Raw genomic sequence first — 24,295 nt, forward strand, 5'->3', positions numbered from 1 at the left:
GATTAAATGGCGATGGAAACACAAGACATTATCAAACGCTCCGCGACCAACCCGATTACTCCCGCGCCCCGCGCGCGGGATTATAAGGCAGAGGTCGCCAAGCTTATCGATGTCTCCTCCTGCGTGGGCTGTAAAGCCTGCCAGGTGGCCTGCTCAGAGTGGAACGACATTCGCGACGAGGTGGGGCACTGCGTCGGGGTTTATGACAACCCGGCAGATCTGAGCGCCAAGTCCTGGACGGTGATGCGTTTTAGCGAAACCGACCAGAACGGCAGGCTGGAATGGCTGATCCGCAAAGACGGCTGTATGCACTGTGAAGATCCGGGCTGCCTGAAGGCGTGCCCGTCTGCCGGCGCGATTATTCAGTACGCCAACGGGATTGTCGATTTCCAGCAGGATAACTGCATCGGCTGCGGCTACTGCATTGCGGGCTGTCCGTTTAATATCCCGCGCCTCAATAAAGAGGATAACCGGGTCTATAAATGTACGCTGTGCGTGGATCGCGTTAGCGTCGGGCAGGAGCCTGCCTGCGTGAAGACCTGTCCGACCGGGGCTATCCACTTTGGCACCAAGAAAGAGATGCTGGACGTGGCGCAGGAGCGGGTGGACAAGCTAAAGGCGCGCGGTTACGAGAATGCGGGCGTTTACAACCCGCAGGGCGTGGGCGGTACGCACGTGATGTACGTATTGCACCATAACGACCAGCCGGAGCTGTACCACAATCTGCCGAAGGATCCGGCGATCGATACGTCAATTAACCTGTGGAAAGGGGCGCTTAAACCGCTCTCTGCGGCAGGCTTTATCGCCACCTTTGCCGGGCTGATTTATCACTACATCGGGATCGGGCCAAACAAAGAGGTAGATGACGACGAGGAGGAAGAACACCATGAGTAAGTCGAAAATGATTGTGCGCACGAAGTTTATCGACCGCGCCTGTCACTGGACGGTGGTGATCTGCTTCTTCCTGGTGGCGGTATCTGGGATTTCGTTCTTCTTCCCGACGCTGCAGTGGCTGACCGAAACCTTCGGTACCCCGCAGATGGGGCGTATTCTGCACCCGTTCTTCGGCGTGCTGATATTCGTCGTGCTGATGTTTATGTTCGTGCGTTTCGTGCACCACAACATCCCGGACAAGCAGGATATTCCGTGGGTGAAAGGGATCGTCGAAGTCCTGAAAGGGAACGAGCATAAAGTGGCGAAAGTCGGCAAATACAATGCCGGGCAGAAGATGATGTTCTGGACCATCATGAGCATGATTTTTGTGCTGCTGGTGACCGGGGTGATTATCTGGCGTCCCTATTTCGCCCAGTATTTTCCGATTCAGGTGATTCGCTACGCGCTGCTGATCCACGCGACGTCTGCCATTATTCTGATCCACGCCATCCTGATCCATATGTATATGGCCTTCTGGGTGAAGGGATCGATTAAAGGGATGGTTGAAGGGAAGGTGAGCCGCCGCTGGGCGCAAAAACACCATCCGCGCTGGTATCGTGACGTTGAACGTCTGGAAGCGAAAAAAGAGAGTACGGAAGGGATGAAGTAAGGTGAGCCCTGCGCCGTCGGCTTTGCCCGGCGGCGCTTCGCTTGCGCGGGCCTACTTCTGCTATTTCAGAACCGCTCCTCCACATACCGGAACGGGTATTTTGTGGGTTTGGTTTTACCGATTTTACGCTTCGGTAAATCCATGGTTTCAATATGCAGGTCTTTATACGGGATCTGCGAAAGCAGGTGGGAAATAATATTCAAACGTACCCGCTTCTTATCCTCTGAACGCGCGACAAACCAAGGTGCCCAGGCCGTGTCGGTGGCTTTAAACATCGCATCACGCGCGGCGGTATACTCATCCCACATATTGAAAGATTTAATATCCATCGGAGAGAGTTTCCAGGTTTTGCGGCCATCGTTAATACGGTCGCGCAGCCTGCGCTCCTGCTCTTTTGGCGTCACCTCAAGCCAGTATTTCAGCAGAATCGTCCCGGCATCCACCATGGCCTTTTCCATCACCGGGGTACCGTCCAAAAATTTCTCCACCTGTTCTTCGGTGCAGAACCCCATCACCCGCTCAACGCCCGCGCGGTTATACCAGCTGCGGTCAAAGATGACGATTTCGCCCGCAGAGGGCAGGTGCGGTACGTAGCGCTGGAAATAGAGCTGACTCTTTTCTTTATCGGTCGGGGCCGGCAGCGCAACAACGCGAAACACGCGAGGGCTGACGCGCTCGGTAATGGCCTTGATGGTACCGCCTTTACCCGCACCGTCGCGTCCTTCAAAAACAATACACACTTTGAGTCCTTTGGCGACCACCCACTGCTGGAGCTTAACCAGTTCCACGTGCAGGCGACGAAGCTCTTTTTCGTACTCTTTGGTCTTCAGCGTGGGCTTAACCCCGCTATCGGCGCTGGCTTTGATCACGGTCTTTTCTTTCGTTTTATTCTGCTTTGCGTTTCCCATGATTACCCTCATTTTCGGATCGGGTGACGAGCTTAGAAGGTACTAACACTTTGAAGTGTAATACTGACTGGCAACCTTCGCGGGAATTTTGACCGCTGTTTCAGGCGCGACGGTTTCGCTTCGTCCGGGAACGGGTTAGAATGCGGTGATGTACTGTATGAATAAACAGGTTAGTGAGATGGCATTGATTCTTGAATGTGAAAAAATAGGTCGAAACCGTTTTACCGGCGAGAAAATTGAGAATGCGATCTTTCGTAACTGCGATTTTTCAGGCACGGATTTAACCAGTACGGAATTCATCGGCTGTCAGTTCTATGACAGGGAAAGCCAGCAGGGCGGTAAGTTTACTCGGGCGCAGCTTAAAGATGCTATTTTCAAAAGCTGCGATTTATCGATGGCGGATTTCAGGCATTCGAATGCCTTAGGCATCGAAATTCGTGAGTGCAGGGCGCAAGGGGCTGATTTTCGCGGGGCCAGTTTTATGAACATGATCACCACGCGGACCTGGTTTTGCAGCGCTTACATTACAAAAAGCAACCTGAGCTATGCCAATTTTTCGAAGGTGGTACTGGAAAAATGCGAACTGTGGGAAAACCGCTGGAACGGCGCGCAAATACTCGGTGCGACCTTCAGCGGTTCAGATCTCTCAGGAGGCGAGTTCTCCTCATTTGACTGGCGGGCGGCCAACGTTACCCACTGCGATCTGATCAATTCTGAACTGGGCGATCTGGACGTGCGCGGTACTGATTTACAGGGCGTTAAGCTGGATAGCTATCAGGTAGCCCAGATGATGGAGCGGCTTGGCATTGTTGTTTTGGGGTAGCGGTATTCACAACCCCACCTGAATTAATGGATTAATGTGTCAGAGAGCCGCTTGCAACTGGCTCAGCCTATACGTTTATTCAATAATGTCCGTTGCAAACTTTTAACCAGTGGTTGAAGTATGAAAAAGACAATTTTTTCGTTGGCACTTGGCACCTTTGGTCTGGGAATGGCTGAGTTTGGCATTATGGGGGTGCTAACCGAGCTGGCCCATGACACCGGCATCTCGATACCCGCTGCCGGGAACATGATCTCCTTTTACGCCTTCGGCGTGGTCATCGGCGCCCCGATCGTCGCACTTTTCTCCAGTAAGTTTTCGTTGAAAACGACGCTGCTGTTTCTTGTCGCCCTGTGCGCGGTGGGTAACGCCATTTTCACCTTTTCATCATCCTATTTCTGGCTGGCAGTAGGGCGCTTAATCTCTGGCTTCCCGCACGGCGCCATTTTTGGCGTCGGGGCGATAATCCTGTCGAAGATTGCGCCACCGGGTAAAGTGACGGTCGCGGTCGCGGGTATGATTGCAGGCATGACGGTCGCCAATCTGGTAGGAGTGCCGCTGGGCACCTGGCTGGGGCATGAATTCAGCTGGCGGTATACTTTCCTGGTGATTGCCATTTTCGATGCGCTGGTGATCCTCTCGGTTCTGGTGTGGGTGCCGAAAATCCATGATAAATCAGTCACCAGACTGACAGAGCAATTTCACTTTCTCACGAAGCCAGAACCCTGGCTGATCTTTGCCGCCACCATGTTTGGCAATGCGGGCGTGTTCGCGTGGTTCAGCTTCGTGAAGCCGTTTATGGTCAACGTCTCGGGCTTCTCCGAGGGGCTGATGACGGTCATCATGATGTTAATGGGGCTGGGCATGGTGCTCGGGAATCTGTTCAGCGGCAAGCTTTCCGGGCGCTTCAGCCCGCTGCGCATCGCGGCGACCACCGACATGGTCATTGTGGCCTCGCTGCTGCTGCTTTTCGCTTTTGGCGAGCAGAAAACGGCCTCGCTGGTGATGGGGTTCATCTGCTGTGCCGGGCTGTTTGCGCTCTCTGCACCGCTGCAAATCCTGCTGCTGCAAAATGCAAAAGGAGGCGAGATGCTGGGCGCCGCGGGCGGGCAAATGGCATTTAACCTGGGCAGCGCCATTGGCGCCTATTTTGGCGGGATGATGATCACGCTCGGCTTCAGCTGGAGCTACGTTACGCTACCGGCGGCCATTTTGTCCTTCTCGGCCATGACCTCTCTCTTACTTTACGGCCATTTGATTGCCAAAAAGCGTCAGGCCAACGCGCGCGCGCTGGCCTGATACCTAATCAGGAAAGCCAGGGTTCGCCCAGGGTCAACATCAGACGGTTGGCCCAGGCGAAGAACGCGGTGGACTGGACCAGATCCAGCTGGGCAAGCGTGTCCAGATCCTGTTTTTGCAGCGCAGCAAGGTGCAACGGCGAGGCGGCAGGCGGCGTGACCGACAGCGCCGCCGCAAAGTTGATTTCCGCCTGCCAGCGAGCAGACTGCCCCTCGCTCAGGGATTGCCCCGGGCGTACCGCCAGCAGCGCGTCTATCGCACTGTCATCCTTCGACAGCTGGCTGGCCTTACGCGCATGGACAGATGCGCAGTAAATGCAGCCGTTAATTTTGCTGGCCACCGTGGCGGCCAGCTCGCGTTCCGCGCGCGGCAACCCTCCCGGTGTGTAAAAAATCCCTTTGTCCGTTAACGTGCGCTGCTCCAGAACCGGCAGGTTGCGTCCCAGCAGGCGGAAATAGTCTGAGTCGGTATGGCCGAATTTCGCCAGAATGGCGACCTCATCGTCGCGAAAATCCGCCAGCGGCCTGGCGGCAAGCCACGGCTCCCAGCCGAGCTCCTGTTGGGTAAACGCCACAGGTGCCGCCTTGCCGGTTATCGTCGTGGCGTTGGTATGCCAGACGCCAGCCACGGGCGCGACGTCGCTCGCCGCCACGGGGCGATCGTTCAGCAGGCGCAGCCCGGCGATGAGTCGGCTCTGAAAACTGACAAAGGCGATCAGCTGCGCCAGGGTGACAATGCCTTCCTTGCTCCATCCGGCCTGAGTCAGGGCGTTGAGCGCGCCCGGCGTAGCCTCAGCGGGGGAGAAGGTGAGCAGGCGGGCGAAGCTGAGCGCCGGGGTAAGCCGTGCAGAGATCGGGTCGGCAAGGCCAAACCCGGCATAGTGCGCAGCCAGTGCCTCGGCGTTATGCCATTTGGCGACTTTTGCCGCGACGGCAAAACGTTCGTCCAGCGCAAAGTCGCGGTCCTGCTGGCTGAACAAGATTTCGTAGCTTCCCTGGGCGTGACGCGTCGCAGCCTTGCGCGCGGCGCGCGCCTCCGCCAGCGGCGAACCGGGAGCAATCTCCGCCAGCTCGGCAAGAATATCCTGACTTAATGCCATAGGTTTCTCCTCAAAGAATGTGTGGGGCGATATGTTCTGCAATCAGCTCAATCGAGCGCAGGGTGTCGCGGTGCGACGGTTCAACCGAATGAACCTGGAATGAGACGTCCGTTGCGTGAGCCAGCACCGAGTCAGCCTTCAGCGAGGCCAGCACCGTATCCGGCGAGCCAATATGGGCATCAAACTGGCGGCGGTAATCCTCGACGGTGTCGCCTTTAACCACGTGTCCGGCGGCGCGATGCTGCTGAGCCTGTCTGGCTAATCCCGGCGCAGCGATCTTCAGCGCATAGTCGTCGCTATCGGCAACGAACGCGGTGCGGGAGGCGAGGATCCGCGGCGCAACGCCTGCGGGCAGCGCATCAAGATAGGCATCGATAATCGGGTTCTGGATCGCGTCGAGCGTGATATCCAGCCGATCAGCCGGGCGCGGCTGGGTGCGGGAAAGCATTAAACCCTGTCCCGCCCGTGCGGCCCGCACGGCGCCGTCAACGGAGAAGGTCGCTATCCAGATGCGTTCAGCCAGCTGCGGTGCGGGCGGGTAAAGATGGTTATCGGGATGGGTGAGTGAATCCCCGCGCCAGGCGCTTTGGATAACGTGAAGATGGTCAGCAAAGGCCGCGCCGCGTTCTTCAAACGTCAGGCCAAACGGCAGGAAGGAGGTCGGCGTACCGCCGGAGCCGAAACCCACCTCAAGGCGCCCGTCTGAGAGCAGATCCAGTACGGCGGCATCTTCAGCAACCCGCAGCGGATTTTCCATCGGCAGGGTGATAATGGCCGTGCCAAGGCGGATGGTTTTCGTATGGGCGGCAACGTGCGCGAGGAACAGCAGCGGCGACGGCAGTCCCCCCTCATTTTCATGGAAGTGGTGCTGCGCAATCCAGGCGCTGTCAAAGCCGTGGCGTTCCGCATGGCGGATCTGTTCCGTCGCCAGGCGATAGCGCTCCTTTGGCGTGGCATCATCAAGCAGGCGGGTGAAAAACCCCAGGCGTTTTCGCGTCATGCGAACTCCTCCGTAACGGGTGAAAAATGGGGGATAGCGTCGATCAGTTCGCGGGTGTAGCTGTTCTGCGGTGAGGCAAACAGCGTGTCGACCGCACCGTGTTCAACAACCTGGCCGCTGCGCAGCACCGTGACGCTGTGCGCAATGCGGCGAACCGTGGCCAGATCGTGCGTGATAAAGAGATAGGTCAGCCCCAGCTGCTGCTGTAGCTGCTGCAGCAGCGCCAGGATCTGCGCCTGCACCGTGACGTCCAGGGCCGACGTGGCTTCGTCAAGTACCAGAATGGTTGGATTCAGAATCAACGCCCGGGCGATGGCTACGCGCTGGCGCTGCCCGCCCGACAGTTCGCGCGCGGTGCGTGTCAGCACGTCAGTCGGCAGGGCAACCCGCTGCGCCGCGGTTTCAACCCGGACCTTACGTTCCGCCTTACCGATGCGGCCAAAATTCTTCAGGGGCTCTTCGATAATGTCAAAGAGCGTCTGACGCGGGTCGAGAGAGGCAAACGGGTTTTGATAGACGAACTGGATTTTCTGCCGCAGCTGTCGACGCGCCTCATGGCTGAGGGCGGTGGCATCGATGTCATCGATAATCACGCGACCGCTGTCCGCCTGCTCAAACCCGAGCAAAATGCGGGCGAGGGTCGTTTTCCCCGATCCCGATTCGCCGACCAGCGCGTGCGTGCTGCCGCGCGTGACGTCGAAACTGACGTCATCCAGCGCCTGCAGCTGATGCCCTTTCCCGAGGGAAAACCGTTTGCTGATGGACCGAGCGCGAATGGCGGGCGAGGCCAGCGGACGGCCTGACACGGGGGCAATGGTCAGGCGCTCCCCCTGCAGATCGCTTAACAGCTGGCGCGTATAGATGTGCTGCGGGGCGCGCAGGATATCACCCGTAACGCCTTGTTCCTGGACCTCACCCTCGCGAAACACCAGCAGCCTGTCGGCGCGCTGTGCGGCCAGCGCCAGATCGTGGGTCACAAACAGCACCGCGGTGCCGGATTCCCGACGCAGCACGTCGAGCAGGTCCAGAATGCGCTTTTGCACGGTGACATCCAGCGCGCTGGTTGGCTCGTCGGCCACGATGACGTCCGGGCGCAGGGCAATGGCGATGGCAATCAGCACGCGCTGCTTCATGCCGCCAGAAAGCTGATGGGGATACTGCTTCATGCGCTGTGCCGGGTGACTCAGCCCAACCTTTGTCAGCAGGGCGAGCACCTGTTCGTCGCGCTGGGCATGGCTCACTTTCTGGTGTAGCTGAATAATTTCGCCTACCTGCGCGCCGACGGTTTTTACCGGGTTCAGCGAGTTACCCGGGTCCTGCGGGACGAGGCTAATTCGCGCGCCGCGAAGGGCGTCGAGCCGTTTAGCCGACCACTGGCTTATCTCTTCGCCGTTGAGGCTGATTTTTCCGCCATCGCGCCGGGCGTTTTCCGCCAGCAGGCCAATAATCGCCTGTGCCGTGGTGGTTTTCCCGGAGCCGGATTCGCCGACGAACGCCAGCATTTCGCCGCGCTTGAGGGTAAAGCTGACCTGATGGACCACCTCGCGCCACTGGCGCGCGGTGCGGTAGCTGATCGTCAGGTTTTCCACTGAGAGAACGGTCATGAACGGCCTCCGCTAAACTGTTGGCTGATGCGGTTGGTGGCCAGCACGACGGCGATGACCACCAGACCGGGGAAGGTGGTTAGCCACCAGGCGGTAGAGAGATAGTTTCGGCCTTCGGCGATCAGCAGGCCCCACTCAGGAACGGGCGGCGGCGTGCCGTAGCCGAGGAAGCTCAGCGTCGACAGCGCCAGAATAGCCTGACCGAACTGCAGCGTAGCAAAGGCGAGAACCGCGGTTAACGAGTTGGGCAGAATGTGCCGCCACAGCACGGCGAAGAACGTTCCGCCGCTGCCGAACGCGGCTTCGACATAATCCGCGTGGCGAATGCGCACCACTTCACCGCGCGCCAGGCGGGCGAAGCTGGCAATGGAGGCGACGCCAACGGCAATCGCCGCGTTAACGGTGCCAAACCCGAGCAGAATGATAACCGTCAGCGACAGCAGCAGGGACGGAATGGACAGCAGCACGTCAACGACGCGCATCAGCAGGGACTCCACGCGTCCGGCAAACGCCCCGGCAGTTACGCCCAGCCCGGTGCCAACCAGCAGCCCCAGGGTGACGGCGGCGAGGGCGGCGCTGAGGGAGTGCGACGCCCCGTAAACAATGCGGGCATACACGTCACGACCAAGCTGATCGGTGCCGAGCCAGTGGCCCGCCTGCGGAGCCAGACGCTGCGCCCCGGCGATCCCTTCTATCGGGCTGTAGTGGGTAAACAGGCCCGGGGCAACGGCCGCGAGGGCAGCGGCGATAATCACCGCCCACGCCAGCCAAAGCCCCGGCTGCCATTGCAGCCCTTGCCACGTCGGGACGCGTTTTCGCGCAGCGGCGGCGTAATCGACAAGGCTCATGAAGCACCTCCGGTAACGGTTTGCAGGCGCGGGTCAAACAGCGGCATCAGCAGATCGACCAGCAGGTTTATCAGGACAAAACCGAGCGCGGAAATCATGACGACGGCCTGAAGCACGGCGATATCCTGGTTATTCACCGCCTGTTGCGTCAGCTGGCCAAGCCCGCTGCGGCCAAATACGGTTTCGGTGATCAGCGCCCCGGCAATCAGCTCGCCTAGCAGCAGTCCGGCGATGTTCAGCACCGGCAGTAGGGCATTGCCGGTGACGTGACGCCACAGCACGGCGGTTTCGCTCAGCCCTTTTGCCCGCGCAACGGCCACAAACGGCTGCGCTGCGACCTGGTCCAGGCTGCGCATCAGGATTTGCGCCAGCGGGGCGGAGATCGGAATGGCAACGGTCACGATCGGCAGGATCAGTCCCTGCAGCGGCGACGGGTTAATCACCGGGATCAGCCGCAGCTGGAACGAAAAGAGTTGAATCAGGGCGATGCCCAGCCAGAAGGTCGGCAGCGAGATAAACAGCACGGGCAGTGACTGAATGGTATTGCTCAGCCAGCGCAATCCCGGCAGACGAGCGGCAAAGGCCAGGGCAAACGCCAGCAGTACGGCGAGCACAAAGGCGGGCAGGGCGAGGCTCAGGGTATCCGGCAGATTGCTGGTAATCAGCTCGCTGACCGGCACGCCCGCCTGCAGTGAATAGCCGAAATCCCCGCGCAGCATCGCCAGCAGCGTGTGGGCATATTGTTGCCACAGAGGGCTATCCGCGCCGTAGGCCACGCGCATCTCCTCGATTTGCGCCGGGCTTAAGCCAAGGTCCGGGTTCTGAAATTTAATCAGCACCGCGTCACCCGGCAACACCTGAAGCAACACGAACGAAAGGGTGAAGGCGGCCCATAACACCAGCAGCCCGTGCCCTAAGCGTTTAAGCAGTGCGTGGCTCATCGTTGGCTCCTCAGTGTTTCTCGATCCACGCGCCGTAGAACGACGGGCGGCCTACCGCTTCAAAACTCACGCCCTTCAGCCAGGGCGCACCGGCAAACACCTGTGGCTCCTCGAAGATCGGAATAACGTAGGCGTTATCCAGCAGGTAGCGCTGGGCATCGCCGGTCAGCTGCAGGCGTTTTTGCGGATCGACTTCGGCAGAAATGTTTACCAGCAGCGCATTCAGCCTGTCGTCGCGGAAGTTCTTCACCCTGTCGCTGGAGCCGCCTTTTTGCAGCAGCGCGTCGCGGTTAGCGGGGTAGAACATGCTTTTAACCACGTCCGGGTCGGCGCGGCCCACTTCGGATACGGTCAGCGGCGTTTTCAGCGGGTCGAGGTTATCCAGCGTGCGGCTGCCTGCGTCACCCGCTTTAACGCTCAGCGCCACGCCAACCTGACGCCACTGCTGGGCAACAAGCTGCAGCACCTCTTTGTTTTGCGGCTGCGGAAGGGATTCATACACCGTCAGCGCCAGACGCTGGCCGTCTTTGACGCGGATCCCGTCGCTGCCTGCTTTCCACCCCGCCTCGTCCAGCAGCTTGTTGGCCTTTGCGGGATCAAAGGTCAGTTTGTCGCTGAGATCGACAAAGCCCGCTGCGGAATCGGCAATAACCGATTTAGCCTGCGGATAGTTTGGCGAGAAGAGGGTATCGACCACCTGCCTGGCATTGGTGGCGTGAAGCAACGCCTGACGAACGCGAATATCCGAGACCAGCGGATTATCCGGGCGGAAGCTGATGCTGTCGTTTACGCCGCGCGTAGGCGCCGCGTAGATTTTGTAACCCTGGTCGGTCGCCTGTTTTTCGTCGTAGGCCTGAACCTGACGAATAAAATCAGCCTGACCTGCCAGCAGCGCGCCGACGCGCACGCTGTCTTCCTGAGTGACAATAAACGTGATGCCGTCCAGATTGGCTGGCCCCTGCTGCGCCAGGTTTTTCGGCCCCCACCGGTAGTCCTTACGTGCTTCCAGCGTCACTTCGCGACCCAGCTTCTCGTCTTTTACCACAAACGGGCCCGAGCCGATGATATGGCGGGCATCGCCCAGCTCTTCGAAGTTGCGTTTGAGGGTGCTTAACGATACCAGGCCCGAGCCGATGGTGGCGGTGCCCTGCAGAAAGCCCGGCGACGGTTTTTTGAAATAGAACTTCACGGTTTGAGGATCGACCACTTCACTGCGATCGTAGTTGTTGATCACTTCTGACACCGGCAGGCGCTGCGCCTTGTTGCCCAGTCCGTAAGTATCAAAGTTTTTTGCCACGGCGCTGGCGTCCAGCGGCGTCCCGTCTGAGAAGGTGATCCCGGGACGGATTTTAAAGGTGTACTCGGTCTTATCGGCGTTGGTGGTCCAGCTTTCGGCGACCCAGGGTTCAACCTGCAGCGTTTTCGGGTTCTGCCAGGTCAGTTTGTCCGTGATTTGATTCAGAATGCCGCCGTTGGGATAGAAGCCACCGGCAGGCGGATAGAGGTTTGTGTGCGCCTGTTGCTCCAGGTAAATCAGCGTGCCGCCCTTGACGGGTGACTCAGCAGCCCATGCGCTGGTCGTAGCCAGAATCAGCGCCGTCAGCAGCGGCAGGCGAAAGGAGGTTTGCATGGTGAATTCCTTTGTTATCTTCTTGTTAGCGTCGGGATCATCATCGGGCGCGTGGGAAAACAAGGGAACAAAGGAATTGAGATAAGGATTGCCGGAATCTGAAAATAAAAGCGCCCCGGAAACGGGGCGATATCAGGGAACTAGACGAATTTCGCCAGCGGGTCGGCGGCGGCAAAGGCGACCGCTTTGTCTGCTGCCGGCGGGTAGATTAGCTCGTTGGTGATGGCGATTTTTATCTTCTTCGCCTCGTCGCGTACGGATTTAACCTCCTGTTCCCAGCCCTCGGTGTAGACCGCACCCCAGGCACCTAAATCCAGGCAGGTAACGTAGTTCACCTGGCGATAAGGGTAGGGATCGATGTTCAGCAGGCTGGCGGCCGCATTATGTCCGGCAAATTTCCCGAGCTGGATCGCATGCTGGCAGGTCATCAGCGCCGTGTTACCTGCATCGTCGGTTTTGGCATGCGCCATATCGCCCGTGGCGTACACGTCCGGATGTGCAGGAACCTGCAGAGATTCGGTGACCTTTAACCGCCCCTGGCCGTCACGCTCGCCGTCAATCTGCTGGCTGAGCGTGTTTGCCTCAACGCCCGCCGTCCAGACGACGGTAGAGGCGGCAATACGTTCGCCATTTTTTAGCGTCACGCCGTTCGCATCAATGGCTTCCACTTCCGCGTTGAGACGCCATTCAACGCCCAGCTCGCGGCTTGCGTCTTCAATGGTTTGACGCAGGGCTTCGCTGTAGCGACCGCCGATAACCGCGCCGCGCTCAACTACGATAACTTTAGTCTGCGAATCATTGCCAAAGCGTGCGCGAAGGCGGGCAGGAAGCTCGGTTGCCAGCTCAATTCCGGTGAACCCTCCGCCGCACACCACCACGGTGTTACGCTCTGGCGAGGCGGGGCGCGTAGTCAGTGAATCAAGATGCTGCTCGAATACCTGCGCAGATTCAAGCTGGTCGATATCAAAGGCGTATTCGGCTAGCCCGGCAATGGCGGGACGCCTGGTCTGGCTGCCCGTCGCCAGCACTAAACGTTCGTAGGTGACGGTGGATTCGGTGCCATTCCGATCGCGCCACGTTACCGTTTTAGCATTTGCATCAATACGCTCTGCGCTTCCGGCAAGGAATTCTATACCCAGCTCTGCAAAGAGTTCGGTCAGCGGGGCGACAAGCGTAGAAACCTTTTCCTCATAGAAGCGCGGGCGGACGCGCAGCTCCGGGACGGGCGCCAGAACGGCGATCTTAAGACTGTGTTCTCCTTCTAATGCTGACAGGCGAGCCGCGCTGACCGCAGCCCACATACCGGAAAACCCGCTACCCACGATTAAAATCTGCTTCTTCATATTCGATCCTTTTGATCGTCAGGCCGTACGTCTGACATAACTGCAACTATACTTGTCGGAGTTAACTGCGACAACTTTTTTCTGAGTTAAAAATCGTTATAATGGCCCGAACAGCAATCTGGAGTTAACCATGGCGTTTTACAGTTCCGGTGTGGAATACGGCATTCACAGCCTGATGTGTATGGTGGATGCGAAAGGCAACGAGCGTGAGATGAGCGTCCGGGAAATGGCGGCCCTGCAGGGCGTGCCGTACGATTACCTCGGGAAAATCTTCACCCGTTTGTCACGCGCCGGGCTGGTGAGCAGTACGGAAGGCAAGGGCGGAGGTTTTAAGCTGGCGCGCCCGGCGGAGCTTATTTCCGTTCTGGATGTAGCGCAGGCCATCGACGGTGTGAGAAATACGTTTGAGTGTCGTGAGGTGCGGCAGAGGCTGGCGGTGTTTGATGAAACGCCACCCGCCTGGGTGTGTGACGGCCCGTGCGGGGTCCGTTCGGTGATGGACAGCGCGCAGCAGCGAATGGAAGAGGAGCTGGCGCGCCACACCATTCTCGATCTGGCGCGTAAGATGTACCGCAAAGCGCCGGACACGTTCCAGATTGAGGTTCAGGCGTGGATTTCTGACCGGCGTTCGTCGTAGCGGTAAGCCGGGGAAGGCGAAGCCTCCACCCGGCAACAGGCGATTACGAGCGTAAATCAATCACCATACGGCCACGGATCTGGCCCTGTTCCATCTCTTTGAAGATGGCGTTGATATCCTCCAGCGGACGCATTGTCACTTTTGGCACCACTTTGCCTTCAGCGGCAAACTGGAAGGCTTCTATCAGGTCCTGACGGGTGCCGACCAGTGAACCCACCACCTGAATGCCGTCCAGCACCAGACGAGGAATATCCAGGCTCATTGATTCTGGCGGCAGACCAACCGCGACCACGCGGCCACCGGCACGCACGGCATCCACCGCTGAGTTAAATGCGGCTTTAGCAACCGCGGTCACCACTGCGGCATGTGCGCCACCGGTTTTTTCCTGAATGATTTTTGCGGCATCTTCACTGCGGGAGTTAACGGTCAAATCCGCACCCATGCTGGCAGCCAGTTTCAGCTGCTCGTCGTTGACGTCAATGGCGATGACTTTGGCGTTAAAGACGTTTTTAGCGTATTGCAAAGCAAGGTTACCCAGCCCGCCCAGACCATAAATCGCAATCCACTGGCCCGGTTTGATGCCGGAGATTTTCACCGCTTTATAGGTGGTTACACCGGCGCAGGTAATGCTGCTGGCTTCCGCAGAACCCAGACCGTCCGGCACTTTTACCGCGTAGTCAGCAGTGACGATGCACTCTTCCGCCATCCCGCCGTCAACGGAATAACCGGCGTTTTTAACATCGCGGCAAAGCGTTTCATTACCGGAGTTACAGTATTCACAGTGGCCGCACCCTTCGAAGAACCACGCCACGCTGGCACGGTCGCCAACTTTCAGCGAATGTACGCCCGGTCCGATCTCTTTTACGATACCAATCCCTTCGTGGCCGAGGATCACCCCGGTCTTATCGCCAAAATCACCGTTCTTAACGTGCAGGTCGGTGTGGCAAACGCCGCAGCATTCCATCTTAAGCAGGGCTTCGCCGTGCTTCAGCGTGCGTAAGGTTTTTTCGGTGACGTTGACCTGATGATCCTGTGTAACGACAGCAGCCTTCATGTGTTTCTCCTTGTTCATGATGAGTATCTGCATAGCAGGTGTGATACTCCCTAAGGATTAAGAGTTTGTCGCTGTAATGCAAGGCGGCGGCAACATAATGTTATAATTTCAGTCGATTTCAGATTAAGAATACGACGATCCTCTAATAAATGGTGGGGAATAAATCTGCAAAAAAAGCGTCATGTTTCTGTCATCCATCAAACGTAACGTGTTGTCTTCCAAATAACCGAAGAGTTAAAAGACAATGCATCTGGTGAAAAAACTTATCGCAATCAGCATCCTCCTGTCCGCTTCCGTACAGGCGCAAAACATCCTCGAATTCCCTCAGCCGGACAACAACCCGGAAGAGTTTTATGCCGTTACCGAAATTCCGGCAGGTGGCATCATTAAATACGAAACCGATGCTAAAACGGGCTTTATCGTCGCGGACCGCTTCCAGTCCATGCCGGTTGCGTACCCGGCGAACTACGGTTCTTTGACGCAGTCCCTGGCCGGTGATGGCGATCCGCTGGATGTGATTTTCTACACCCGCGCGCCGATGGCGCCGGGTACGCTCATCAAACTGCGCGCAATTGGCGTGCTGAAGATGGTCGACGGCGGCGAGAAAGACGACAAAATCGTTGCCGTTCCGGCAAGCAAAATCGACCCGACCTATGACGACATCAAAGAGCTTAGCGACCTGCCGAAAATCGAAGTGCAGCGTCTGGAGTCGTTCTTCCGCGTTTACAAGCAGCTGCCGGAAGGACGTAAAAAAGTGGAGCTGAGCGGCTTTAACGATGCGGCGACGGCGAAGCAGGAAATCAAACAGGCATGGGATGCCTGGAAAGAGAAAAAACCGCAGTAAAAAAAAGGGCCCGACGAGGCTACCGCCGGGCCCAGTCTTACAGCTGTGCTTCTATCACCTCAATCTCTTTACGCCATTGCGCCTGCAGCTGCGGCTTTTGATGCTTCGGCTTACGCGCCAAATCCTCCTCCAGCAGCGTTTCCAGCGCGACCAGTCGTTCAAGCAGATCGTCAAACTCCGACGGCGGCTTGTTTTGTGGCGCAGTTGATTCGGCCGCAGGAATTAATCCTGCGTCTCCACGCAGCCGTTCAAATACCGCCTCCGCATCGTGCCATTCGCTCAGCATGCCGTCTTCAATGAGCCAAAAACGGTTGCAGCTTTGGCTGATCAGCTGACGGTCATGGCTGACCAGCAGCACGCCGCCTTCGAACTGCTGTAAGGTCTCCGCCAGCGCTTCTTTGCCTTCCATGTCCAGATGGTTGGTAGGCTCATCCAGCATCAGCAGGCTGTAGCGCGCAAGCGTCAGGCCGACGAACAGCAGGCGAGAACGCTCGCCGCCGCTGAGCGTACTGACCTTTTGCCCGTGACGCGCCCAGGGGAACCCGGCGCCGATCAGGGCCATTTTGCGGTTCTGCGGATCCGGTGCGAAAGGCTCCAGCGCATCAAGCAGGGAGGCCTCGTCCGGCAGCTGGTGCAGCGTCTGATCGTAATAGCCTGGCGAGACGCGAGGATGGATGTTCAACCCTGACTCTGTCGACGCCTCGGTAAAATGTCGCCAGATAAGCTTCATCAGGGACGATTTACCGCAGCCGTTACGGCCGACGATGGCCACACGGTCGCCGCTTTTTAAGCGCGCTATTTCAACCTTAAACAGTTCGGGCAGGCCCGGGGCCGGCGGCACGCCGAGGTTTTCCATCTCCAGCAGGCGATCAGCCCGTAACGCGTCGCCGCGCAGAGTTAACGTCCACTGGCTGCCCGCCGTGACCTCGGTCTGGCTCTCCTTCAGCCGTTCGACCTGTTTTTCCATCTGTTTGGCTTTGCGCGCCAGATCTTCGTTATCGTAGACTTTTCCCCACGTCGCCAGCCGTTTGGCGCTGGCGGCCACGCGGTCGATCTCCTTCTGTTCCGCCTTGTGACGCTGCGCATCGCTTTCGTCTCTGGCCACCAGCGCGCGTCGCGCGGCGGTGCAGGGAAGGGCAAAATAATGCAGCGTTTTGTCACGCAGGATCCAGCTGCCGTTTGTGACGGCATCCAGCAGCTGTCTGTCATGCGAGACCAGCACGAAGCTGCCTGACCAGTTCTGTAGAAAGTGTTCCAGCCAGAGCATGGTTGGCAGGTCAAGGTGGTTGCTGGGTTCATCCAGCAGGAGGAGATCCGGCTCGCTGATTAATGCGCGGGCCAGCAGCAGACGCGTATGCTGTCCACCGCTCAGCGTCGCGGATTGCAACGCCATATCCTGCGGCGTGAAGCCCATGCTCGCCAGCAGCGTTTCGGCTTTCCAGCAGAGGCTGTCGCGTTCAGCCGACGGCAGCTGAGCCAGTACGGCATTTAGCATGGTCAGGGGATAAATATCTTCAGGCAGGTGTTGTTCCACACGCTCCATCAGGCAGTGCCCGGCCAGCGCAACCGTTCCTGCAGCAGGGGAATCCGTACCGTCGAGGACTTTTAAAAGCGTACTTTTGCCGCAGCCGTTATCGCCCAGAAGGCCAATGCGGTCGCCTTTTTTCAGCGTAAAGGAGAGGGAGTCGAAAAGCGTGCCAAACGCCGTATCAACGCGTAAAGATTGTGCAGTAAGTAAAGTGCTCATTGTTGCTTACCCAAGAGTTACAGGCATGTTTATGCCTCGTCAAACATCGCTGACGATAACTCAGTAAGCCCGAGAGAAGGGATTTCAGGGGTTGGTGTCTTCGCTCAAGCAGAAGTTATCGCAGCACGATACCGATAACGCTTGAGCTGGTGCGATCACCAAATGTATGTGAAACATTGAAAATTTCACGATACAGCATAATTAGCCTCCTTATATTTTTTCAGTTGGTAAGTGACTACCACTATACAACTGTTTTCAGCATAAGCCCAGGGGTCTTTTCGTAGGCATGCGCGCATGCAGCATGGTGAAACGGGGAGAATCCTTAACCTTGAACCGTCTCGAATAATCCCCGTTAATCATTATCCTAATGCGCTTTCTTTGGCTGCAATATCTTTTAACTGTTCGTCAATTAACGACAGTATAGGTCCAACGTCGGCATCCATAACGCGGCGTTCTTTGAGTTTCACCTGTATAGCCGAAGGATAGTTCGGCCCCCACACGTCAGCGTTATCTGCAGATACGCCGATTATTTTGAAGGGATAGAGACAAATTAATTTCTTATTGAACGCTCTGGATACATGAACGAATGATGTGTCAGGCGAGATGACCAGCGCGCTGTCCTTAATTATTTGTGCCGCTGAAAAGAACGATGGCGTTGTATTCCTGGTGACGTTAGCTGAGTCAGGTATGGCTTTTATTTTATGCTGCTCGCCAAGGATGATTAGGTGAAATAAATCCTCATATTTAGCAAGATGGCCGGTGATGGCTTCAATCTGTGCGGTAGAGAAAAAACGCTCGCTCACGCTACCGTAAGGAATGAATGAAACAATTTTTTTATCAGTGGTTTTTTTAATGAACTCTTTTGCCTTTTGCGCATCTTCATCGGGAATGTGCACCGCGTAATCAAAGTCCTGCACAGAAATCCCCAGGTGCTGGAGCAGGTCAATGTAGCGGGTGCTGATGTGCCCCAGGGGCTGGCTGATATGGATAACCTCATCATATAGACGATACTTGCTGGTAAATCCTATCGTTCTTTGTGGCTTGATCAATCTGATTAAATTGAACGTTTCGACATTAGAGTGAGTGATTTCGTGCGAGTCTACAAATACAAATGGAGGAAGTTTCCTTAACGTCTTGACTAGCTCTTTTTTCGTGTTAGCGTCATAAAAATAAAGCGCGTCAACATTACGCCACTCTTTAAACAGGAAGTGGGTTCTTTTGTCTGCGATAATAGATACGCGAAAATTGTTTTTTACCAGCGTGTCAATTATCCCTCCAATAACAATAGCGTCACCAATGCCCTTGGCGATGAAAGGTATCACCAAATGGTTCGTGTCTGACTTACGTTCGGGATTTGATGGGCGGGTCAGGGCAGTTATATTGCTCATCAAATTTAACTTAAATCTTAGCTTCGCTCTTTTCAGAATATAATTTTTAGAACGGTTTACTTTCCTGAGCCATTTGATCACGAACTTCCCCTTGTAAAATAATCTGGCAAATTTGACGCTAGCTATCTGTTATTACGAATTTGAGGGTGTATATCCCTCTCCCATCGGGAGAGGGACGATCGTAACCTGAATTAAATCGAGGTACGACGATAGCTCCGGTATTCCGGCATCCAGTAGTTATCGTCGATAGCCTGCTGCAGCGCATCGGCAGAGGTATTTACCGCCACGCCCTGCTGCTGCGCCATTTTACCCACCGCAAACGCAATCGCGCGGGACACTTTCTGAATATCCTTCAGCTCCGGCAGCACCAGACCTTCCCCGTCGTTGACCAGCGGAGAATGTTTCGCCAGGGTTTCACTCGCCGACATCAGCATTTCGTCAGTAATGCGCGATGCGCCGGAGGCGATAACCCCCAGGCCAATGCCCGGGAAGATGTAGGAGTTGTTGCACTGGGCGATCGGATAGACCTTGTCTTTCCACACCACCGGATCGAACGGGCTGCCGGTAGCAACCAGCGCGTTACCCTCGGTCCAGGCGATGATGTCCTGCGGCGTGGCTTCCACGCGGGAAGTCGGGTTAGAAAGCGGCATTACGATAGGGCGTTCGCAGTATTTGTGCATCTCGCGAATGATCTCTTCGGTGAAGAGGCCGGTCTGCCCGGAAACGCCGATCAGAATATCCGGCTTCACGTTGCGTACCACGTCCAGCAGGGAAAGCACTTCGTTGTCGGTGTCCCAGTTTTTCAGTCCTTCGCGCTTTTGCACCAGCTTGGTCTGGAACGGCAGCAGGTTTGGCATGCCGTCGGTCAGCAGGCCAAAGCGGTCAACCATAAAGACGCGGGAGCGCGCCAGCTCTTCGCTTAACCCTTCGCGCTGGGTCTGGGCGATAATCTGCTCGGCGATACCACAGCCCGCAGAGCCTGCGCCAAGGAAGACAATTTTCTGATAGCTCAGCTGGCTGCCCGCCGCGCGGCTGGCGGCGATCAGCGTGCCCACGGTGACCGCGGCGGTGCCCTGAATGTCGTCGTTGAACGAGCAGATCTCATCGCGATAGCGGTTCAGCAGCGGCATGGCATTTTTCTGCGCGAAATCTTCAAACTGCAGCAGCACGTCCGGCCAGCGGTGCTTAACGGCCTGGATGAAATCATCCACAAACTGATAGTACTCGTCGTCTGTAATGCGCGGATGACGCCAGCCCATATACAGCGGGTCGGTCAGCAGCTGCTGGTTGTTGGTCCCTACGTCCAGCACTACCGGCAGGGTGTAGGCCGGGCTGATGCCGCCGCAGGCGGTGTAGAGAGAGAGTTTACCGATTGGAATACCCATCCCACCGATACCCTGGTCGCCAAGGCCCAGGATACGTTCACCGTCCGTCACCACGATCACTTTGATGTTGTGGTTAGACACGTTCTGCAGAATATCGTCCATGTTGTGACGGTTCTGATAGGAGATGAACACGCCACGGGAGCGGCGGTAGATCTCAGAGAAGCGTTCGCAGGCGGCACCGACCGTTGGGGTGTAGATCACCGGCATCATCTCTTCGAGATGGTTTTGCACCAGGCGATAGAAAAGCGTTTCGTTAGTGTCCTGTATGTTGCGCAGGTAGATGTGCTTGTCGATTTCTGTTTTGAAGCCCTGATACTGGATCCAGGCGCGCTCTGCCTGTTCCTCAATGGTTTCAACCACTTCAGGTAACAGACCGAGCAGGTTAAAGCTGCTGCGCTCCTCCATGCTGAAGGCGCTGCCTTTGTTCAGCAGGGGGAATTCCAGTAAAACCGGACCGGCATAGGGAATATAAAGGGAACGATGTTTTTTCAGTTTGTTGTCCATGTCACTCACTCATTTTTTGAAGATCCGTCCCTGGCACTGCTGTTTGTCATCTTTCTGGCCTGTGCGGCGGGGTGCGGTCGGGCGGTATTATAGAGGAGCTAAATGTTAATTACCGCAACACATAAAAAAAACACCATCGGGATTACCGATGGTGCCGTGGATTTCGTACTGGAACTTACTTGCCTGCGTGGCGTTTTCTGCCGGTGGCGTGGGTGACCTGCGTTTCGCTGTCGCCCTCAATGACCACTTTTCGCTGGTTTGACAGCTTGTAGTTCAGCCCCAGAATATGGCGTGCCTGACGGTTCGATTTCATGTTAACTCCTCAATCCTGTTGATAGTTTTAAGGACAAGTTCGCTTGCGCAAACGAAATGTAACCCCTTAGGTTGCAGATCCAGCTTAGCAGGTTTTTACAAAGGTGCGTTTTGCCCGCTGACAACGTAGTTAATGGTCTGCTGGTAGATGTCACTGAGGATGTCATTGTCTGTGGCTTCCACCCACCGGGTCAGCTCCATCAAAATGTCATCTTCAGTCACAGCACCGTGCTCGGCGTGAAGTCCCTGTGCAATTGCGTTAACGAGCTCAGGTTGTGCTGATGTAGTATTTGCCGGGTAATAAGTAAACATGCTGCCTCCGTTCGTTATCTGTTTAATGTTACGGCTTGCAAAATCTTAATTCATAAACAGAGTGACAAATATTTTCGCCGTTGTGGTTCAGATTCGTCCTGGAAATATAAACATCATATTCCATAGCACAGAATTTAAATTAAGGTTTCCAGCGGCGTAAATTTGTCTTTTTTTCATAGGGCATTGGGGAAGGCCAGGAGATGAGTTCAACAATGCTGCCCCAGGGCGTTTGACCGTAGCAAAAGGCATTCCCTTCGCCCTGCTCATCCGGGAAGGTCAGCGGTTTTGGCTCGGTAAACATCTCACCGCCGGCCGCGGTGAACGCGGAGAGGGCATTTTCAAAATTATCAACATAAACAGCAAAGTGCTGCAGGCCGAAGTCGCTGGCGCGGGCGGGCATACCCTGTTCAGGCCCGTGCATTTCGAAGAGTTCTATACCGGGCCCGTGCGGCATGGCAAGCATGCGGATGGCGCTGATGGTGGTGCCCGGGAATAATCTTAAGGTGTGCTGCTGCGCGCTGTGGTCGATATTATCCGTTTCAGCGTCAACGGAGTGATATAAAACCTTTGCCCCGAAAGCCCGTTCAAAAAATAGGGTGGCCTTTTCGATGTCGGGAACCGTAATACCGATATGGTCGATACCCCTTACTGAAGATTGCATATATTTCTCCTGCTATAAAAATAGTAAATATAGCAGGAGAATATCAGGCTATTACCACTTCATTTCGCCGGTGTTCACCTTTGCGCTCAATTCTAACGAGCTGGCTTCAGCAAGGTTCGGCCACTGTTTTTTCATCGTACTGATGACGCCAGCTGAGTCCTTATGCGTCGTCAAAGCCTGCTCGAACTGCTGCAGATAGCTCCGGGTAAAGTCGATAGCGCCCGTTCCCGCTGGCGGCGTCCCCAGGTAGTGGCCGGGAATGACGCGCTCTGGCTTATGGGCTGCCATGTTATCCAGAGTGTGCTGCCACTGCTGACGGCTTGCTTTGGTCTGAGTATCCGCCGTCCAGACGTGAATGCCCCAGGAGACGCCGGTCCCGCCCAGGATAGTTTTCGCTGACGGGATCCAGACGTAGGCCGCATAGCTGTCAGGCTGTTCGATATCAATCTTCTCGCCGTCAACCATAAAGGTGGTGGAGGCGATAACCTGCGGCACGACGAGCTGCGTTGGCGCACCGTCCTTCATCTGCGGACCCCAGAAGGCGAGCTTGGCGTCCTTAGTGGCGTTGATATGGTCAACCACCTGCTGCGTCGCCACCACTTTTGCATTCGGGAAGGCCTTAACCAGCGGCTGAAGGCCGAAGTAGAAATCCGGGTCGCCGGAGGTGATCACAATTTTGTTCAGCGTTTTGCCGCTTCGACGGATTTTTTCAACCAGCGCCTCGCCATCCTTCACGCTGAACTGCGCATCAAACAGGACGGCTTCCGTCGGGCCAGACACGAGCGTTGAGGATACGGCAAAAATCCCTTTCTCCTGCGGGTTGTAGGTGTCAACGGTTAGCGGCGCAGCAAACGCGGCCGGGGAGAAAAGGGCGCATACGACAGCAAGGTGGGTGATTTTCATTCTGGTATCTCAGTTATTCAGGAAAGTCTCTATTGTACGGATATCTGCATTTGCCAGAATTCCTGAAACAAGACATGCTTAGTTTCATAAATCGAGCAAATGGAGCTAAGAATGGATCGCGTAATCGCTGCCCAGGTGTACAACCGCATATGCGAACTGGGGAGCTTGAGTGCGGCGGCGCGGGCGCTGGGCATTTCTCGCCCTATGGTCAGCCGCTATCTTGAGCAAATGGAAAAGTGGGCGGGCGCGCGGCTGGTTAATCGCTCTACGCGCAGGCTGACGCTCACGGCCGCAGGAGAGAAAGTGCTGCTTAAAACGCGGACGCTTTCGCAGATCTCTCAGGAAATTGAGGACCAGTCGGCAAAGGATCTGCCCTCCGGCACGCTGCGGGTGGCCTGCGCGCACTTTACCGCCATGCAGATTATCGCCCCGGTGCTGCCGGATCTTCTGTCGCGCTATGCTCAGCTGCGAATCGAGCTGGACGTAAACAACCACCCGGTAAGCCTGGTGGGAGAGCGAATCGACGTTGCGATCCGCATTACGGATAACCCGGAGCCGGGGATGATTGCCCGCAGGCTGGGAGAGTGCCGCTCAGTGCTCTGTGCTTCACCGGAATATCTCGCCAGGCACGGTATTCCCGAGCAGCTGGAGGATTTAGCCCGGCACAACTGCCTGCACTACAGCTTTTTTGCCGGGCAGTCGTGGAATTTTATTACGGCAGAAGGCAATGCCGTCTCGACGGCGGTAAAGGGGAATTTGAGCGCCAGTATCTCCTCCCTGCTGATGGACGCCGCGATTAACCACTGCGGGATTGCCATGCTGCCGGAACGCGAGGCTCAGGAGGCGCTAGCGCAAGGCCGCCTGGTGCCGGTGCTAACCGCGCTCACGCCGAAGCCTATCGGTATTTTTGGTATCTATCAGTCTCGGGATTATCCGCCCGCGGCGCAGCGCGTGTTCCTTGACGCCCTGGCGAACGCTCTTGGCGGTTAAGACTCGTCTGTGTTCCCTGCAAAATACGCTTAGCGTCCTATACTTAACCCTTTGTAAGCCAAAAGGAGAGCAAGAATGACGATTCATAAGCACGGTTCGGCACACTGGTCTGGCGATATTAAGCGCGGGAAAGGGACGGTCTCTACAGAGAGTGGCGTTCTTAACCAACAACCTTACGGCTTTAACACCCGCTTTGAAGGTGAGAAAGGTACCAACCCGGAAGAGCTGATCGGTGCGGCGCACGCGGCCTGTTTCTCGATGGCGCTGTCGCTGATGCTGGGCGAGTCGGGCTACACTGCCGATTCCATTGACACCACAGCGGACGTGTCGCTGGATAAGACCGACAGCGGTTTTGCCATCAGTAAAGTCGCGCTGCAAAGTAAAGTCACGGTGCCCGGCATCGATCCTCAGCAGTTCGACGGCATTATTCAGAAAGCAAAAGCGGGCTGTCCGGTTTCGCAGCTGCTGAAAGCTGAAATCACGCTGGATTACACGCTGAACTAAACCTGAGCCGGGCCTGTGC

At 56.5% G+C, this 24,295-nt stretch carries 24 protein-coding genes; 8 read left to right on the forward strand and 16 right to left on the reverse strand.

Annotated features, from left to right (window positions below; translation table 11 throughout):
- The first annotated feature begins 6 nt into the window (after positions 1-6).
- Together fdxH and fdnI are read left to right on the forward strand one after the other, a co-directional pair.
- Positions 7-894: a formate dehydrogenase subunit beta gene (gene fdxH / locus D5067_RS11285; RefSeq protein WP_119936597.1), complete on the forward strand. Its 888-nt coding sequence runs from the start codon at positions 7-9 to the stop codon at positions 892-894.
- Positions 887-1,543 (forward strand): formate dehydrogenase-N subunit gamma, encoded by a 657-nt coding sequence (fdnI, locus tag D5067_RS11290; protein ID WP_119936598.1) that lies wholly within the window; start codon positions 887-889, stop codon positions 1,541-1,543. Before fdxH ends, fdnI begins: the two co-directional genes overlap by 8 nt.
- Positions 1,544-1,608: 65 nt before the next feature.
- On the opposite strand, the gene ppk2 is transcribed toward fdnI, so the two are convergent.
- A complete protein-coding gene (gene ppk2, locus D5067_RS11295) occupies positions 1,609-2,451 on the reverse strand; it encodes a polyphosphate kinase 2 (RefSeq protein ID WP_233606846.1) in 843 nt (280 codons plus the stop codon).
- Positions 2,452-2,629: 178 nt separating this feature from the next.
- On the opposite strand from ppk2, the gene D5067_RS11300 reads away from it, so the two are divergent.
- Both D5067_RS11300 and araJ read left to right on the forward strand, forming a co-directional pair.
- Entirely contained in the window at positions 2,630-3,274 is a 645-nt protein-coding gene (locus D5067_RS11300) for a QnrE family quinolone resistance pentapeptide repeat protein (RefSeq protein ID WP_119936599.1), read from the forward strand.
- A 120-nt stretch (positions 3,275-3,394) separates the two neighbouring features.
- Positions 3,395-4,570, forward strand: a complete 1,176-nt coding sequence (gene araJ, locus D5067_RS11305) for an MFS transporter AraJ (protein WP_119936600.1) — start codon at positions 3,395-3,397, stop codon at positions 4,568-4,570.
- A gap of 7 nt (positions 4,571-4,577) precedes the next feature.
- On the opposite strand, the gene D5067_RS11310 is transcribed toward araJ, so the two are convergent.
- From D5067_RS11310 to D5067_RS11340, 7 genes are all read right to left on the reverse strand, one after another.
- The gene (locus tag D5067_RS11310; protein ID WP_119936601.1) at positions 4,578-5,669 is read right to left on the reverse strand and encodes an alkylhydroperoxidase domain protein; all 1,092 of its coding nucleotides are present in this window, start codon (positions 5,667-5,669) and stop codon (positions 4,578-4,580) included.
- 10 nt (positions 5,670-5,679) lie between these two features.
- Entirely contained in the window at positions 5,680-6,669 is a 990-nt protein-coding gene (locus D5067_RS11315; RefSeq protein WP_119936602.1) for a putative FMN-dependent luciferase-like monooxygenase, read from the reverse strand.
- Positions 6,666-8,273, reverse strand: coding sequence for a dipeptide ABC transporter ATP-binding protein (locus D5067_RS11320; RefSeq protein WP_119936603.1), 1,608 nt, complete (start codon positions 8,271-8,273; stop codon positions 6,666-6,668). Before D5067_RS11320 ends, D5067_RS11315 begins: the two co-directional genes overlap by 4 nt.
- Positions 8,270-9,121 carry an ABC transporter permease gene (locus D5067_RS11325; RefSeq protein ID WP_119936604.1) on the reverse strand — a complete coding sequence of 284 codons (852 nt, stop codon included), beginning with the start codon at positions 9,119-9,121 and terminating at the stop codon, positions 8,270-8,272. Before D5067_RS11325 ends, D5067_RS11320 begins: the two co-directional genes overlap by 4 nt.
- On the reverse strand, positions 9,118-10,062 hold the full coding sequence (locus D5067_RS11330) for an ABC transporter permease (RefSeq protein WP_119936605.1): 945 nt from the start codon (positions 10,060-10,062) through the stop codon (positions 9,118-9,120). The genes D5067_RS11325 and D5067_RS11330 overlap by 4 nt, the downstream gene beginning before the upstream one ends.
- 10 nt (positions 10,063-10,072) lie before the next feature.
- Complete coding sequence (locus D5067_RS11335; RefSeq protein WP_119936606.1) at positions 10,073-11,692, reverse strand: TIGR04028 family ABC transporter substrate-binding protein; 1,620 nt, start codon at positions 11,690-11,692, stop codon at positions 10,073-10,075.
- Positions 11,693-11,832: 140 nt separating this feature from the next.
- A complete protein-coding gene (locus tag D5067_RS11340) occupies positions 11,833-13,035 on the reverse strand; it encodes an NAD(P)/FAD-dependent oxidoreductase (RefSeq protein ID WP_119936607.1) in 1,203 nt (400 codons plus the stop codon).
- A gap of 130 nt (positions 13,036-13,165) precedes the next feature.
- On the opposite strand from D5067_RS11340, the gene D5067_RS11345 reads away from it, so the two are divergent.
- Entirely contained in the window at positions 13,166-13,672 is a 507-nt protein-coding gene (locus D5067_RS11345) for an RrF2 family transcriptional regulator (RefSeq protein WP_119936608.1), read from the forward strand.
- Between the two features lie 43 nt (positions 13,673-13,715).
- On the opposite strand, the gene adhP is transcribed toward D5067_RS11345, so the two are convergent.
- Entirely contained in the window at positions 13,716-14,726 is a 1,011-nt protein-coding gene (gene adhP, locus D5067_RS11350) for an alcohol dehydrogenase AdhP (RefSeq protein WP_119936609.1), read from the reverse strand.
- 244 nt (positions 14,727-14,970) lie between these two features.
- On the opposite strand from adhP, the gene D5067_RS11355 reads away from it, so the two are divergent.
- A complete protein-coding gene (locus D5067_RS11355; RefSeq protein ID WP_119936610.1) occupies positions 14,971-15,570 on the forward strand; it encodes an inorganic diphosphatase in 600 nt (199 codons plus the stop codon).
- Positions 15,571-15,607: 37 nt separating this feature from the next.
- On the opposite strand, the gene D5067_RS11360 is transcribed toward D5067_RS11355, so the two are convergent.
- The 7 genes from D5067_RS11360 to D5067_RS11390 form a co-directional block, all read right to left on the reverse strand.
- Positions 15,608-17,317, reverse strand: coding sequence for an ABC-F family ATP-binding cassette domain-containing protein (locus D5067_RS11360; RefSeq protein ID WP_119936611.1), 1,710 nt, complete (start codon positions 17,315-17,317; stop codon positions 15,608-15,610).
- Positions 17,318-17,676: 359 nt separating this feature from the next.
- On the reverse strand, positions 17,677-18,786 hold the full coding sequence (locus tag D5067_RS11365; protein WP_119936612.1) for a glycosyltransferase family 9 protein: 1,110 nt from the start codon (positions 18,784-18,786) through the stop codon (positions 17,677-17,679).
- A gap of 110 nt (positions 18,787-18,896) precedes the next feature.
- Positions 18,897-20,594, reverse strand: coding sequence for an NAD-dependent malic enzyme (locus D5067_RS11370; protein ID WP_119936613.1), 1,698 nt, complete (start codon positions 20,592-20,594; stop codon positions 18,897-18,899).
- Between the two features lie 175 nt (positions 20,595-20,769).
- Positions 20,770-20,907 carry a stationary-phase-induced ribosome-associated protein gene (gene sra / locus D5067_RS11375; protein WP_013096533.1) on the reverse strand — a complete coding sequence of 46 codons (138 nt, stop codon included), beginning with the start codon at positions 20,905-20,907 and terminating at the stop codon, positions 20,770-20,772.
- A gap of 95 nt (positions 20,908-21,002) precedes the next feature.
- The gene (gene bdm, locus D5067_RS11380; protein WP_119936614.1) at positions 21,003-21,218 is read right to left on the reverse strand and encodes a biofilm-dependent modulation protein; all 216 of its coding nucleotides are present in this window, start codon (positions 21,216-21,218) and stop codon (positions 21,003-21,005) included.
- Positions 21,219-21,357: 139 nt separating this feature from the next.
- Positions 21,358-21,879 carry a VOC family protein gene (locus D5067_RS11385; protein WP_119936615.1) on the reverse strand — a complete coding sequence of 174 codons (522 nt, stop codon included), beginning with the start codon at positions 21,877-21,879 and terminating at the stop codon, positions 21,358-21,360.
- A gap of 51 nt (positions 21,880-21,930) precedes the next feature.
- Complete coding sequence (locus tag D5067_RS11390; protein WP_119936616.1) at positions 21,931-22,782, reverse strand: Vmh family MBL fold metallo-hydrolase; 852 nt, start codon at positions 22,780-22,782, stop codon at positions 21,931-21,933.
- A 111-nt stretch (positions 22,783-22,893) separates the two neighbouring features.
- Between D5067_RS11390 and D5067_RS11395 the strand changes: the two genes are divergently transcribed.
- Both D5067_RS11395 and D5067_RS11400 read left to right on the forward strand, forming a co-directional pair.
- Positions 22,894-23,772, forward strand: a complete 879-nt coding sequence (locus tag D5067_RS11395) for a LysR family transcriptional regulator (RefSeq protein ID WP_233606847.1) — start codon at positions 22,894-22,896, stop codon at positions 23,770-23,772.
- Between the two features lie 75 nt (positions 23,773-23,847).
- Positions 23,848-24,276, forward strand: a complete 429-nt coding sequence (locus D5067_RS11400; protein ID WP_119936618.1) for an OsmC family protein — start codon at positions 23,848-23,850, stop codon at positions 24,274-24,276.
- Positions 24,277-24,295: the final 19 nt, after the last annotated feature.

The organism is Enterobacter huaxiensis (assembly GCF_003594935.2).
Taxonomy (GTDB): domain Bacteria; phylum Pseudomonadota; class Gammaproteobacteria; order Enterobacterales; family Enterobacteriaceae; genus Enterobacter; species Enterobacter huaxiensis.